Annotated in this window: 11 protein-coding genes; 6 read left to right on the top strand and 5 right to left on the bottom strand. The window is 73.1% G+C overall.

Annotated features, from left to right (window positions below; translation table 11 throughout):
- Nucleotides 1-45: 45 nt before the first annotated feature.
- On the bottom strand, nt 46-1545 hold the full coding sequence (locus LRS74_RS32620; protein WP_277744395.1) for an FG-GAP-like repeat-containing protein: 1500 nt from the start codon (nt 1543-1545) through the stop codon (nt 46-48).
- A gap of 358 nt (nt 1546-1903) precedes the next feature.
- On the opposite strand from LRS74_RS32620, the gene LRS74_RS32615 reads away from it, so the two are divergent.
- The 3 genes from LRS74_RS32615 (at nt 1904) to LRS74_RS32605 (ending at nt 4676) form a co-directional block, all read left to right on the top strand.
- Nucleotides 1904-3004, top strand: a complete 1101-nt coding sequence (locus LRS74_RS32615; RefSeq protein WP_277744394.1) for a PP2C family protein-serine/threonine phosphatase — start codon at nt 1904-1906, stop codon at nt 3002-3004.
- Nucleotides 3005-3094: 90 nt separating this feature from the next.
- Entirely contained in the window at nt 3095-3526 is a 432-nt protein-coding gene (locus tag LRS74_RS32610; RefSeq protein WP_277744393.1) for a GNAT family N-acetyltransferase, read from the top strand.
- Between the two features lie 106 nt (nt 3527-3632).
- Complete coding sequence (locus LRS74_RS32605) at nt 3633-4676, top strand: D-alanine--D-alanine ligase (protein WP_277744392.1); 1044 nt, start codon at nt 3633-3635, stop codon at nt 4674-4676.
- 47 nt (nt 4677-4723) lie between these two features.
- Here the strand turns inward: LRS74_RS32605 and LRS74_RS32600 are convergent, their stop codons facing one another.
- Entirely contained in the window at nt 4724-5365 is a 642-nt protein-coding gene (locus LRS74_RS32600; protein WP_277744391.1) for a helix-turn-helix domain-containing protein, read from the bottom strand.
- A gap of 129 nt (nt 5366-5494) precedes the next feature.
- Here LRS74_RS32600 and LRS74_RS32595 point away from each other — a divergent pair, with 129 nt between their 5' ends.
- The gene (locus LRS74_RS32595) at nt 5495-6706 is read left to right on the top strand and encodes a pyridoxal phosphate-dependent aminotransferase (protein ID WP_277744390.1); all 1212 of its coding nucleotides are present in this window, start codon (nt 5495-5497) and stop codon (nt 6704-6706) included.
- 196 nt (nt 6707-6902) lie between these two features.
- Here LRS74_RS32595 and LRS74_RS32590 read toward each other — a convergent pair whose 3' ends face one another.
- Nucleotides 6903-7802 carry a LysR family transcriptional regulator gene (locus LRS74_RS32590; protein WP_277744389.1) on the bottom strand — a complete coding sequence of 300 codons (900 nt, stop codon included), beginning with the start codon at nt 7800-7802 and terminating at the stop codon, nt 6903-6905.
- Between the two features lie 72 nt (nt 7803-7874).
- Here LRS74_RS32590 and LRS74_RS32585 point away from each other — a divergent pair, with 72 nt between their 5' ends.
- Nucleotides 7875-8768, top strand: a complete 894-nt coding sequence (locus tag LRS74_RS32585) for a cyclase family protein (protein WP_277744388.1) — start codon at nt 7875-7877, stop codon at nt 8766-8768.
- 179 nt (nt 8769-8947) lie between these two features.
- Here LRS74_RS32585 and LRS74_RS32580 read toward each other — a convergent pair whose 3' ends face one another.
- Together LRS74_RS32580 and LRS74_RS32575 are read right to left on the bottom strand one after the other, a co-directional pair.
- The gene (locus LRS74_RS32580; RefSeq protein ID WP_277744387.1) at nt 8948-10075 is read right to left on the bottom strand and encodes a PP2C family protein-serine/threonine phosphatase; all 1128 of its coding nucleotides are present in this window, start codon (nt 10073-10075) and stop codon (nt 8948-8950) included.
- A gap of 195 nt (nt 10076-10270) precedes the next feature.
- The gene (locus tag LRS74_RS32575) at nt 10271-11155 is read right to left on the bottom strand and encodes a YwqG family protein (RefSeq protein WP_277744386.1); all 885 of its coding nucleotides are present in this window, start codon (nt 11153-11155) and stop codon (nt 10271-10273) included.
- A 200-nt stretch (nt 11156-11355) separates the two neighbouring features.
- On the opposite strand from LRS74_RS32575, the gene LRS74_RS32570 reads away from it, so the two are divergent.
- Nucleotides 11356-14556 (top strand): tetratricopeptide repeat protein, encoded by a 3201-nt coding sequence (locus LRS74_RS32570; RefSeq protein ID WP_277744385.1) that lies wholly within the window; start codon nt 11356-11358, stop codon nt 14554-14556.
- Nucleotides 14557-14581: the final 25 nt, after the last annotated feature.

Here is a 14581-nt window from a genome sequence, read left to right as displayed (position 1 = left end):
TCACCGGGTGAGCGGCTTCGGGTCGCTCACCCGGTGAGCCCGGGCTCAGGAGCTCGGCGGGTAGAGGAAGACGTCGTTCTCGTTGGCGAAGCGGGAACCGAAGTCGCCGGTCCCGGTGGGGGCGTGCACGTCCGCGGGGCTCAGGGCGACGGAGCCGGTCGCGGTGAGGCCGGCGGCGGTGCCGCGCAGCGACCACACGGATCCGGTGCGGTTCTCACGGGGGGCGGAGACGGCCAGCTCGGCCTTGCCGTCCTTGGTCACATCCAGCAGCCGAACGGCGCCGCCGAAGCGGTCACCGGCCTCGGCGACACCCGGAACGCCTCGCGTGTCCTGGTCGAATGCCTGTGCGCCGGTGCCGCGGAGACCGCCGCGGCCACCCTTGAGCAGCACCACCGAACCGGCCGCCGACTTGCTCCCGACAGCCTCGAAGGGCACGCCGACGGCGAGGTCCGCGTAGCCGTCGCCGGTGACGTCGCCGGCGTCCAGTCGGGCGCCGAACTGGTCGCCCTTCTCGCTGGTTCCCGGAACGCCGGCGGTGTTCTGGGTGATGGTGGTGGTCCGGGTCCTGCTGGGGCCGCTGGACGTCCCGTAATAGATCTTGACGGTGCCGGCGTCGTAGGGCAGGTCCTCCAGGATGCCGCCCGGGACCACCCGGGTCGCCAGGTCGCCCTTGCCGTCGCGGTCGAAGTCGCCGACCGTGGCGGCCGCCGCCGAGCCGAGCGGGGTGGGCTCCGTGGAGAGGCCCGAGGGGGTGCCGCGCCAGAACCTGCCGCCCTCGGCGTGCTCCTCGAACGCGTAGAAGGTGGCGAGGTCGTCGATGCCGTCGCCGGTCATGTCGCCCGCGGTGACCATCCACAGGTCGTTGTCGGAGAAGAACATGTTGAGCCGCTGTTCCCTGGCGGGCGCCCCGGACCGGTCGAACGGGCCGAAGAGCACGGAGCGCTGCTCGCCGTCGGCGCCGTGCCGCATGAACAGGTCGGAGCGGCCGTCGCCGTCGAAGTCGCCCGCGGTGAGGTCGTCGCCGACCCACCAGCCGCTGGAGCCGGCCGGTGCCTGGACGGCCGCGGCGCCCTTGCCGCTGAGGCCGCCCCGGCGGCCCCACAGCACCGTCACGGAGCCGTGGTTGCCGATGCCGTCCAGTCGCTCGTCCGAGGCCACGGCGAGGTCGGTGAGGCCGTCCCCGTCGAGGTCACGGGCGGCCAGCCGCTGGCCGAAGTGGTCCTGGCTCTCCGCGGCGTCGGGCACCCCCGCGGTGTTCTGGCTGATCACGGTGGTGCGCGCGGCCTTGAGACCGGTCGCCGACCCGTAGCTGACGACGATGTAGCCGGCCTCGGCGCGCCCGGCGACGGCGCCGCCCGGGGCGGCGGTGACGAGGTCCTGGTAGCCGTCGCCGTCGAAGTCCTCCCGCACGGACGCCGGCGCCTTGGCCGCGTGGGGCCGGGCGCCGTCCGCGTTCGGCCGCGGGCCGTCCACGGCGGTGGCGACGCCGCCGGTCAGTACGGCGGCGAGGCTGACGGCGGTGGTACAGAGCGCACGGATGCGCATGGTTCCTCCCAGGACGCGTGGAGCGTGGTTCGCGTGATGACGCACGGAGCGTGGTTCGCGTGATCTGGAAGGTGAGACTCACCGGACCGGAACACGGTTGCGCGGTGAACACCGGGTGTACGAAAGGCGGCACGTCCAGGCATCTCCGGTGGGGCGTGCCGTCGGTGGGATCGTCCCCCACCTGTCGGCGCGGGTCATGTCGTCGACACGGGGGGGGGTGCCGGCGACGCGCGCGTTCGGCTCGCGAGGCGTATATGTGAAGTCATCGGAAGTGTGAAAGTGGTGTGGTAAGGGCAGACCGTGCGGTCGGCTCCGTTTCTTCTGGTCGTGAGCGCGGCTCGGCAGCAGGAGATGCACTGTGAAAGTCCTGCACCCCACGCTCACGAAGGTGCCGTGGGTGCTCGCGGCGCTGGTCCTCGTGGTCGGCGTGCTGCTGAACCTTTTCGCGCCCCAGCCGTACACGGGACTTCCGCTGCTGGCCGCCGCCCCGCTCGTCGCGGGTGCCATGCTCTCCTTCCGCTCCGCGCTCGCCGTCGTGTGTGTCACGTGTGTGGTCTCGGTGGCGGTGGACATCGAGCGCGGACGCCCGGCGACGCCGTTGCTCGTCGATCTGGCCGTGGTCGGCACGATCGGCGTACTGGCGCTCGCGGTCAACCGGCTCATCGCGCGGCAAGGCCGTGATCTGGCGCTTGCCAGGGATGTGGCGGAGGCGGCCCAGCGGGCGGTGCTTCCGGACCCGCCGCGGGTGGTCGGGCCGCTGGCCGTGGCCGCGGGGTATACGGCGGCGCATGCCGAGGCGCGGATCGGCGGCGATCTCTTCGCGGTGCAGGAGACGCCGTTCGGGGTGCGGATGATCATCGGGGATGTGCGGGGCAAGGGCATCGCGGCCGTCGCGGCGGTGGCGGTCGCGATCGGCGCGTTCCGCCAGGAGGCCGAACACGCTCCCACGGTGGACACCCTGGGGCGGCGGATGGACGAGGCGATGGCCAGGGCGGCGGCCCAGGGCGGCCCGGTGATCTCCACGGAGGGCTTCACCACCGCCGTGCTGGCCGAGGTGTCCGCCGACGGTGAGGTGGTGAGCCTGGTGAACCGGGGGCATCCCCCCCCGTATCTGGCGCACGACGGCCGGCTCGTACGGCTCGACCCGACCGTCCCGCAGTTGCCTCTCGGGGTGGGGCTGGGCGATATCGCGCCTGCCGACCCCGTTGCCGCCGATGTGGTGCGGCTGCCTCCGGGGGCGTCGCTGCTGCTGGTGACGGACGGCGTCACCGAGGCGCGGGACAGGCGGGGGACCTTCTACGACCCGGTCGCCTCGCGCCGCATGCGCCGGCGGTTCAGGGACCCCGACGCGCTGGTGGACGCCCTCACCGACGATGTCGGCCGCTGGACCGAGGGCGAACACGAGGACGACATGGCCATCCTCGTGGTCACCCGGCGCGACCTGTCGCACGCCGGCTGACCAGGACGCGGACCATCCAGGAGATATCTACTTGGATATTCCAAGTCATTGCTTGGAATATCCAAGTAACGCCGTGTACGCTTCCTGAGCATGATCACTAGCAGGGAAGACGGCTACGAGCTCTCCACGGATCCGAGCCGTATCGACATCGACCTGGTGCACCACTGGCTCTCGACGGACACGTACTGGGCGCTGGGGCGCAGTCGGGAAGCCGTCGAGCAGTCGGTGCGGGGCTCTCTCAACTTCGCCGTCCACGACGCCGCCGGCCCTCAGGTCGCCTACGCGCGCGTCGTCACCGACTCGGCGACCTTCGCCTGGCTGTGCGACGTCTACGTCGCCCCCGCGCACCGCGGGAGGGGGCTCGGCACCTGGCTGGCGGGCGCCGTACGCGACCACCTCGCGCCCTACCACCTCAATCGCGTCATGCTCTCCACGCTCGACGCCCACGCGGTCTACGCGAAGGTCGGCTTCGTGGCCCTCCCGAACCCGGACAAGCTGATGATCTTGAACTCGGCGGGATGAGACCGGTGTGACGACCGGTTGACCGCCCCCTCCACGCAGCGTCTGAGCCGACCGGCCGGCCCAGAGGCAGCCGCGAACCAGGCCGGAGACAGGTGACGAAATCGGTATGCGTGTTGTGATCTTGTGCGGTGGAGAGAGTCCGGAGCGCGACGTCTCCCTGGCCTCGGGCTGGTCGGTGACCCGCGCCCTGCTGGAGCGGGGACACGAGGTGGTGCTGGTCGACCCGGCCGCGGCGGTGCCGGTCCTGGCCGGGCCGCTACGCCCCGGGGACGCGGTCGACGGGGTGGCGGTGGGAAAGGAGCCGCCGTCCCTCCCGGACCGGCATCGGATGCGGCAGCGCATGCACGCCGCGCTGACCGGCGGTCCGGTCCTGGAGCTGCTGCGCGGCGCGGAGCTGGTCTTCCTGGCGCTGCACGGCGGCTGGGGCGAGGACGGGCATGTGCAGGCGCTGCTGGAGATGGCCGGCGTGCGGTTCACGGGTGCGGGCAGCGCGGTCTGCGCGGCGGCCTGGCACAAGGGGCGGGCGCAGGCGGTGCTGGATGCGGCGGGGGTGCCGGTGACCGAGCGGGTGCTGTGGCGGCCTGCGGCGGGTGAGGTCCCGGGTGAGGTGCGGCGGCTGGTGGCGGCCGGCCCGGCGGTGGTCAAGCCGGTCGCGGACGGTTCGAGCGTGTCGGTCCACCGGGTCGACTCGCTCGCCGAGCTGACGCGGATCGCGACCGAGGGGCACCCCCGCTCCGATGACGTCGAGCTGATGGTGGAGCCGTTCCTCTCGGGGCGGGAGTTCACCGTGGCCGTGGTCGGCGGTCAGGCGCTCCCCGTGGTCGAGATCGAGCTGACGACGCCGTTGTTCGACTACACGGCGAAGTACCAGCCCGGAGCGGTCAGCGAGGTGTGTCCGGCCCGGGTCCCCGGGGACTTCGCCTCCCGACTGCAGGAGACGGCCCTCCGCGCGCACCGGGCCCTGGGCTTCGGTGGAGGCACCTACTCGCGCACGGATTTCCGCTGCGACGCCGGCGGTGCGCCGAGGTGCCTCGAGGTGAACGCGCTCCCGGGGCTGACGGCGACGAGCCTGTTGCCCCTCGCCGCGACCGGGTCCGGCTGGACCTATCCGGACCTGATCCAGCGCATCGTGGACCTCGCGACGCGCTGAGCGGCCGAGGCGGGTGGGGGCACCAGGGCGCGCCCGCGCGGTTCGGATCACTCGCCGCGCAGCGCGGCGGCGACCGGCCCGTCGCCGAGCACCTCGATCCGGCCCGCCTTGACGCCCTGCTCCACGCTGAGCGCCCCCTCGCAGAGTTCGTGGCAGGTGTCGGCGTCGAGCACGAGGCGGGCGGCCGGCGTTTCGGCGGGCCCGTCGCCGTACGCCGGCCCCTCGCCTCCGAGGCGCACATGGAACACGCCCTCGTCCAGGGCCACGTCGACAACGGCCGGGACCTCGGTCGCCGGAAGGCGGCGCCGGAGGGGCAGGGCGAACCAGTGCGCACGCAGCGCGTCGGTGGCCCGGCGTTCGGCGAGATCGGGCGTGCCCCATTCGGCGAGCGCGGTCAGCACGGGCAGCAACTCGGCCCCACGCGGAGTGAGCGCGTACACCGTCGCGGCTCCGGGCGGCGGGAGCTTTCGGCGCGTCGCGAGCCCCTGCGCCTCCATGTCCTTGAGTCGCGTGGCGAGCACGTCCGTGGAGACGCCGGGAAGGTCGGCGTGGAGGTCGGTGTACCGGCGCGGTCCGGCCAGCAGCTCCCGGATGATCAGCAGGGTCCAGCGGTCCCCGACGGCGTCCAGGGTGCGGGCAAGGGCGCAGTACTGGTCGTAGCTTCGACGGCGTGGCTGACGTGGCGGCATACAGCGCAGTCTAGACAAGATGTTGGACTTTCCAAGCTCACACTTGGTAAAACCAAGCATCACGGTTGAGGTACGGACGAGGCCCGTGGGACCCGAGAAGCGGGGACCCGGGACCAAGGAGGGCACGGCATGGAGTTCCGGCAGTCGAGCAAACTCAGCGAGGTCTGCTACGAGATCCGGGGCCCGGTGATCGAGCACGCCAACGCGCTGGAGGAGGCGGGCCACAGCGTGCTGCGCCTGAACACCGGGAACCCGGCCCTGTTCGGCTTCGAGGCCCCCGAGGAGATCGTCCAGGACATGATCCGGATGCTCCCCAAGGCGCACGGTTACACCGACTCGCGCGGGGTGCTCTCCGCTCGCCGCGCCGTCGCCCAGCGCTACCAGGCGATCGGCCTGACGGATGTCACGGTGGACGACGTCTTCCTCGGCAACGGCGTCTCCGAGCTGGTCTCCATGGCCGTGCAGGCCCTTCTCGAGGACGGGGACGAAGTTCTCATCCCCGCCCCCGACTTCCCGCTCTGGACCGCCGTCACCACCCTCGCCGGCGGCAAGGCCGTGCACTACGTCTGCGACGAGTCGGCCGACTGGTATCCGGACCTCGACGACATGGCCTCCAAGATCACGGATCGCACCAAGGCCGTGGTCATCATCAACCCCAACAATCCGACGGGCGCGGTCTACCCCAAGGAGATCCTGGAAGGCATCCTCGAACTCGCCCGCCGCCACCAGCTGATGGTCTTCGCGGACGAGATCTACGACCAGATCCTGTACGACGACGCCGTGCACCACTCCGCCGCGACCCTCGCCCCCGACCTGGTCGTGCTCACGTTCTGCGGGCTGTCGAAGACGCACCGGGTGGCGGGTTTCCGCTCCGGCTGGCTGGTGGTGTCCGGGCCCCGGCAGCACGCGCGCAGCTATCTGGAGGGGCTGACCATGCTCGCCTCCATGCGGCTGTGCGCCAACGCCCCGGCCCAGTACGCCATCCAGGCCGCGCTCGGCGGCCGCCAGTCCATCAAGGAGCTGACCGCCCCGGGCGGCCGCCTCCTCGAACAGCGCGACCGCGCCTGGGAGAAGTTGAACGAGATCCCCGGCGTGTCGTGTGTGAAGCCGAAGGGCGCGCTGTACGCGTTCCCGCGCATCGACCCGAAGGTGCACCCGATCCACGACGATGAGAAGTTCGTGCTCGACCTGCTGCTTCGGGAGAAGATCCAGGTCGTCCAGGGCACCGGCTTCAGTTGGCCGCGCCCCGACCACTTCCGGATCCTGACCCTCCCCTACGCCGACGACCTGGACGCGGCGATCAGCCGGATCGGGCGCTTCCTGAGCGGGTACCGGCAGTGAGGGCGAGCCGTGGAGGCGGAGGGGGCCGGGGTCACGCCGGGTCCGGTCGTGCGGTGTGCGAGGGTCACGCCGCGGACTGAGCGCGGGAGTCCGAGCCCCGGTGGGCCCACCGCGGCGGCGGCCACGCCGTCGCGCCGGGGCCGCGGATCGCCCGGCGATGTGGCGATCCCGACCGACCGAGGGGCTCGGAGCGCGGTCAGCGTACGGCGCGAATGGCCTGGATGACCAGGCGCGCGGCCGGGCTGGGTTCATGGCGGTCCGGGCGGTGCAGCAGGTCCAGGCGGCGTGCACCGAGCATCGGAGCGTCCAGCAGCTGAAAGGCGCCCTCGTCGCGGCGCGCCAGGGCCAGCGCCGGAACCACGGCCGCCGCCAGGCCCGATGCCACGACCGCCAGCGTGGCGGAGAAGTCGAGGCATTCGTGGACGCGCCTGAGCGGCGTGCGGTGCTGCGCGGCGACCCGGTCGAGGGCTCGCCGCGCGACCGAGCCCGGCGGCCCGCTCAGCCAGGGCCGGTCCAGGAGCGCCTGAAGGTCCGCCACCGGGCCCCAGGAGGCGGGGGCGGCGATGCGGTAGGGGTCGTCGAGGAGGTGCACCGCGCGCGCTCCGGAGACCTCGGCGGGGCCATCCGCGGCGTCGCTCTCGACGATCAGCAGGTCCAGGGCGCCCGAGCGCAGGGCGCTCTGCCCCGGCTCCGGCTCGATCTGCCGGATGCGGACCTCGATCCGCGGGTGGGTGGCGGCGAGGGAGGCCGCCGCCGGGGCGACCAGGTTCTCCAGTACCGTCACGAAGGCCCCGACCGCGACCGGGCCGGTCACCTGCCCGGTCAGGGCGCTGAGGTCCCGCTCGGCGTCGGCCAGTACCTCGGTCAGCCGCCGGGCGTGGCCGGCCAGCAGGCGTCCGGCGGCGGTGAGCCCGACGGTCCGGCGCCCGCCGAGCCGTGACCGGTCCAGCAGGGTCACACCCGTCTCCGCCTCCAGTCGCGCGATGTGCTGCGAGACGGCGGACGGGGTCAGATGGAGGATGCTCGCCGCCGCCAGTACGCCGCCGGAGTCGGCCACCGCGCGGAGCACGGCCAGCCGCCGTGGATCGATCTGCATGCAGTGACGCTACACATCGACTGAAGAAGGACTCGATGGCGCTCGACGCGCGGTCGACACAGGATGAGGGTCATGACCGACCACTCCACCTTGATCGACGCCGATGTGACCCTGGCCGACGGCGGCTCCCTGCGGGTGCGGGGCTTCCCGCTGGACGTTCCGCGCTCCGACCTGCCGGAGCGGCAGGTCGTCGAACTGCTCGTGGCGGCCCTCCGGTTGGGGCCGGCCGACCGCGTGCGCCTGTGCCCCGGCACCGCGGCCGCCGAACGGGACCGCGAGGTCCGGGCGCCCTCCCGACTGGTGGACCTGAGCCATGTGATCACCGAAGGCATGGTCACCCTCCCCGGGCTGCCCGGCCCGGTCATCACCCCGCATCTGACGCGAAAGGCGTCCCGCGCCCACTACGAGGCGGGCACGGAGTTCGCGATCGACCGGATCAGCATGGTCGGCAACACCGGCACCTACCTCGACAGTCCCTTCCATCGCTACCCCGACCGGGCGGACCTCGCCGACCTGCCGCTGGACGCCGTCGCCGACCTGCCGGTCGTCGTGGTGCCCGGGCCGCCGAACGGCGAACGCGGGATCGGCCCGGACGCGTTCGACGGCGTCGAGGTGGCCGGTGCGGCGGTCCTGCTGCACACCGGCTGGGACCGGCACTTCGGCACCGAGGCGTACGGCCGGGACGCGCCTTACCTCACCGGAGACGGCGCGCGGGCGCTCGCCGAAGCCGACGCCCGACTGGTGGGCATCGACAGCGCCAACATCGACGACATGCGGGGCGACGCACGCCCGGCGCACTCCGTCCTGCTCGACGCGGGCATCCCGGTGCTGGAGCACCTCACCCGTCTGGACCACCTCCCACGCCACGGCGCTCGGCTGCACGCGGCCGCGCCCCGGGTCAGAGGCTTCGGCACCTTCCCCGTCCGTGCCTACGCGGTCGTCCCCGGCGTGCGGCGGGCTCCGTGAGACATGGCACCCCCTCGGTGGTGCTCCTCACCGATCAGGCGGGTGCCATCGAGCCGCGGCCGCTCCGCCACCCGTAGGGGGCCTTGCCGCTGTTCCCGCCACGCCGCGGCGGCGGGTCGGCGTGAGCGTCCCGGTTCGATCGCGCTCCGGTCGGACGACGAAGGGGCGAGGGGGCGCGGTCACGCGGACTGATCCCGCTCACCGTGACGCGGCTCCGGAGCTTCGTCCAGGCGCACGGCGAGGGCCGCGATGTCGTCGTTCAGGTTTCCTCCGCTGAAGTGGACGAGGTCGCGGTGGAGAGCGTCGAGCAGTTCGCGGGGCCGGGCGGAGGCCCACCCGGCCATCCAGGTCTCCAGAGAGAAGAAGCCGCCGTCGCGGCCACGGGCCTCGACGACCCCGTCGGTGTAGAGCAGCAGCAGGTCGCCGGGGCCGAAATCGAAGGTGTCGATGCTGTAGTGATCGCCGATCAGGTCCGCGAGATTGAGCAGCGGCGAGGGTGCGGTGGGCCGCAGCACACGGAGTTCCGCACGGTCCAGGAGCAGCGGCGGCGGGTGTCCGCAGTTGAGGATGTCGATACGGCCGCCCTCCGGAGGGATCTCGACGAGCAGGGCGGTGGCGAAGCGCTCCAACAGGCCCTCGCGGGCGAAGGCCGCGCTGTAGCGGGTGCTGCTGGCCTCCAGCCGGCGCGCGATGCTGACGAGGTCGGCCTCGTCGTAGGCGGCCTCCCGGAAGGCGTTGACGATCGCCGCTGCCGCCCCCACCGCCGGGAGGCCCTTGCCCCGCACATCGCCGACGAGCAGCCGGACGCCGTACCGCGTGTCGACCACCTCGTAGAAGTCGCCGCCGATGCGGGCCTCCGCCGCGGCCGCGAGGTACAGCGCCTCGATCTCGACGGCCCCGAAGCGGCGCGGCATAGGGCTCAGAACCACCTGCTGCGCCGCGTCGGCGACGAGCCGGACCTGGAAGAGGGTCCGCTCCCGCTGGAGCCGGACATGGCTCCCGTACGCGGCCGCCACGGTGACCGCGACGATCCCTGCCGCCGTGTACCCCGTCCCCAGGTCGGGGAAGACGATGCCGAGGCCGATCATGAGGAAGAGGCAGACCGTCCCCAGCAGGACGGTGGGGAGAACGGGCCACATGGCGGCGGCGAGAGCGGGCGCCGCCGGCAGGAGGCGGCTGAAGGCCATGCTTCGGGGAGTGGTGTACGCCAGGCTGGCGATGACAATGGTCAGGATGACCGGTGACAGCAGGATGAGCCGTCGCCGGCCGTGGCCACGACGGAGCCGTTGCCGTCCAGACTTGATCACACGTCATAGACTATCCATGCAAAAGTGGATATAGCACTCTGCCGGGTCGGAGTCGGCCGCCTGCCCCGGACCGCGCACTCTGCTGGACGATGGCGACGGGACCGGACCGGCACACCGGTGCCGCACCGGCACCCGCCGGCACAGGGTCCGGCCGACGGTCCCGGCTCCCGACCGACGGGGGGACGCCGTCCGCGGTCAGCAGCACTGCCAGGTGAACATCGCGCGGTCGAAGCGGCGTTCGACCAGGTCTTCGGGGCGTATCAGCCAGTAGAGGGCGCCGCAGTCGCCCCACATCATGTCGGCGTCGTCATCGGTGTCGAACTGGGCGAGCAGCACCCAGCGCAGGGCCTCCTCCTGGATGCGGGGGTCGTCCCACGGCGGGCTGCCCAGGGCGCCACGGGCGACCTCGTACTCCACCGCGCCCTGCACGGGGTGCGCGTGGCCGCCGATGCGGTGCTCCGTGCCCTCGAGCCGCTCCGCCAGGGCGTCCTGGAAGTCCTCGTCCCACACCGGGTGGTCCTCGGACATCGGCGCGAACTCCTGGGAGACCACCGGGTGCCAGGCGCACGGCGCCGTCGTCTCCATCCGCGCCGTCAGCGGCACCACGGGGTAGGGCCGGATGCCCTCCGGTGCCGCCCGCTCGGCGACGGGGACGCCCGCCGGCACGTACAGCACGCGCGCGCCCGCCCAGCTGTCGGGGTGGTCGGGTGCCACCATCGCGCGGCCGCCGTCCACCTGCCCGTCGAAGTGGAAGAAGGCCAGCGTGCCGTCGGCGGGCAGGGCGATGTCGAGGGCGGTGGAGGGCAGCGAGGCGCAGTCGAGCGAAGCGACGAAGGCCAGCGGGCCGTGCCCCTCCCACACGGGCCACGTCTCGCCCTCGGGCAGCTCCGGCAACCCGCCGAGCCGGCCGACGACCGGACTCGTCTCCCCGGCCGTGCCCGTACCCCGCCCCGGCCCCGCACCCGCGGCCTTCTCCAGGCGCAGGCCCGGCCGCAGCAGGCCGACCCACCGCTCGGCGACCTCTTCGGGCAGATGCTCGCGGGCGAGGGTGTGCAACGGGTCGACGGTGCTCTGTGTCATGGGAACGATGATGCACGAGCCCACTGACAGTCACTGATCTTGAACGGTGGTGGGGCGTCAGGGAGACTGCGTCACCAGGGGGCTGGTGGTGGTCGGGGCCGCCACACCGGTGGCCGCGCCGTCACCCGGGAGGCGGGGCACGCGGGTCACCGGGCGGATATGAGGGGGAAGCGGTGACCGAGGCTGAGGGACCCGTGTCCATGCGGCAGGAGATCCGGGCGGAGAACGGGCACGCGTACGGGGCCATCGGCGCGGACATCCACGTCTTCGGCACCGGCACCCCGGTCTATCTGCTGTTCGCGCATCAGAGGGTTCCCGGCCTCGACGGCGAGTGGCTCCGGGCCCAGCCCAGCCGCATGCTCGACGCGCGAGCCGAAGTCGTCGACTTCACCGGCCGGGACGCCGAGCTGGGCGACCTGATCGCCTGGCGTGAGCAGCGCTCCCACAAAGCGGTCCGTTGGCTGCACGGGCCCGGCGGGCAGGGCAAGACCCGGTTGGCGACACGACTCGCCGCCGACTCCGAGGCGGCCGGTTGGAAGGTCGTCACCGCCGTGCACGGCACCGACACCGCCCCGCCCGCGGAGGGCAGCCAGGACCTGCGGCTGGACGGGCACACCGGCGTTCTCGTCCTCGTCGACTACGCCGACCGGTGGCCCGCCTCGCATCTGAGCTGGCTGTTCCACAACCGGCTGCTACGCCAGGGCGTCCCGGCCCGGATCCTGCTGATCGGCCGGTCCGCGCACGGCTGGCCGGCCGTGCGCGGACAGCTGAACCGGCTGCGCGAGAACATCGACACCTCCGATCAGCCGCTGCGCCCGCTGCCCGTGGAGGGGGACGAGCGCGGTCGCATGTTCACCACCGCCCGGGACTGCTTCGCCGCGCGCTACCCCGAACTCCCCGACGTCGGGTCCATCGCTCCGCCGGGGCCGCTCGGCCACGACGACTTCGGGCTGACGCTCGCCGTGCAGATGGCCGCGCTGGTCGCCGTGGACGCGCGGGCGCGGGGGTGTCGGGCGCCCGGCGACATGGTCGGACTGACCGCGTACCTGCTCGACCGCGAGCACGAGAACTGGCGGCAGCTCCATGAGAACGCGGACTCGGGGCTGCCCCATCGCACCCCCGACCGCCTCATGGCGCGGGCCGTGTTCACGGCCGTCCTCACCGGGCCGGTGACCCGGCACGTCGGCCGTGCCGTGCTCGCCGGGCTGGTGCCGGACATGGCGGCCGACGAACTGCTGGGCGACCACGCGGTCTGCTATCCGCCCACCGACCCGAGCCGCTCCCATGTCCTCCACCCCCTGCTGCCCGACCGTCTCGCCGAGGACTTCCTCGCGCTCACCCTGCCCGGCAGCCCCGTCACCGGATACGCCACCGACCCCTGGGCCGCCTCCGGGGTGACCTCGCTGCTGGCCCGCGGCGGAGACGGGGCCGCGGCGCCCTGGACGCCGCGTGCCGTGACCTTCCTCGCGGAGGCGGCCGGCCGGTGGCCACACGTGGGGCAGGGGCATCTCTTCCCGGTGCTGAGGGGGGATCCGGAGCTCGCGCTCGACGCGGGGAGCGGCGCGCTGACCTCGCTCGCGGGGATCGACACGCTCGATTTCGACATGGTCGAGGGCATCGAGCGAAGGTTCAGGTCCGTCACCGGGAACACCCGGCACGTCGAGATCGACGCGGGGTACGCGGTGCTCACCGAGCGCGTCACCCGGCGCCGGCTCGCCGCCACCGGCGACCCGCGCGAACGGGCCGAGGCCCTGCACACCCTGGCCATCCGGCTGTCGTACGCGGGGCGCGGGCGGGAGGCCGTCGACGTCGAGACCACGGCGGTGGAGTACGGCCGTGCGGCCGTGACGACCGGTCAGCCGACCGATGTCGACCTGCACAACCACGCCGTCTCCCTGAGCCACCTCAGTGAGCTGCTCGCGGACGCGGGACGGCTGGAGGAGGCGACCGAGCCCGCCGTCACGGCGGTGCGGGTGCTCCGCAGCCTGGCCCAGGGCGACCGGGACCGCTATCTCGCCCCCTTCGCCCACGCCACCGGCACACTCTCCGCCCTGCTGGAGCGCCTGGGCCGGCCGGACCAGGCCCTCGAACACGCCGAATCGGCCTTCCTCCTGTACCAGGAGGCCGTCAGGAGCGGCCACGCCGAGCGGACGGCGCGACACCTGCCGAACTACACGGCGGCGGCGCGGCGGCTCGCCTCCCTCCTCTCCGAGCAGGGCCGACCCGAGGACGCGCTGCGGCTGTACGAGGGCTCCCTGGAGTACGGCCGCGCCCTCGTCGCGGCCGCCCCGGAGACCGAACTTCCCGGGCTGGCCGCGACGCTCAGCGGAATCGGCCTCACCCTGGCCCGGCTCGGCCGCGACGAGGAGGCCCTGGCGCCCAGCCTGGAGTGCGTCGAGCTGTACCGCGGGCTGGAGAAGGCGAATCCCGCCGTGTTCCGCCCGCACCTCGGGGACGCGCTGAGCAACCTCGGCCGGCGGTTGGAGAGCCTCTCCCGGCGGAGCGAGGCGCTCGCCGTCACTCAGGAGGCGCTCGCGCTGCACCGTCGGCTCGCGGCCGACGACCCCGACCGACACCTCCCCCGGCTGGCCGACGTCCTCGCCCGCGTCTCCGACCTGCTGTCGGCGGGTGGCCGACGGGAGGAGGCGATATCGCCACGGCAGGAGGCCGTCGACATCCTCCGGGAGCTCGCCGGGGACGAGCCCGCGTACGTGCCCGTCCTTGCCGTCTCCCTGAACGACCTGGGTGCCCGGTTCGCCGAGGCGCTCCGGCCCGCCGACGCCGTCGCTCCCGCCCGGGAGTCGCTGGAGCTCCACCGCCGGCTCGCCCAGGAGAACCCCCGCGCGTACATCCCCCTCCTCGCGGCCTCCCTCTTCAACACGGGTCTGCGCCACTCCGCCCTGGGGCGGCCCGCCGAGGCGCTGGAGCTGCTCGGGGAGGCCGTCGGCCGGTACCGACAGCTGGTCGTCGTGGGCGGCTCGGCCGCGTACGGCGCACAGTTGGCGATGTCCCTGGGCGCCGCCGCCGAGCAGCTCGCGGCGCTGGGCCGTGTCGGCGAGATGCTCGCGGCCAGCCAGGAGAGCCTTGATCTCCTGGGGCCGCTGGCCGCGTCGGATCCGGAGGCCCATCTGGCCGAGCTCACCCGCCGGCAGCTCCGCTACGCCGAGATGCGGCTGCGCGCGACGGTCGACCTGTCGTCGGCGTCGGAGGCGGCCGTCGGCGCCGTGGACACGTACTGGTCGGTGGCCGAACGTCAGCCGGTCTACATACCGGTGCTGAAGCGGGCCCTGACCGTCCTCGCCGACATCCTGGCAGCCCTCGGCAACCACGCCGACGCCGCCGAGTTCCGCCGCAAACGGGACGGCATCCCGGACCCGAACCCGGGTCCGTCCCGGGCTTGACCTCGTGTGCCTGCTGTCGTTCCGA

The organism is Streptomyces sp. LX-29 (assembly GCF_029541745.1).
Classification (GTDB): Bacteria; Actinomycetota; Actinomycetes; order Streptomycetales; family Streptomycetaceae; genus Streptomyces.
The sequence above is the reverse complement of the archived record's forward strand: the minus strand, read 5'-3'. Positions and strand labels throughout refer to the sequence as shown.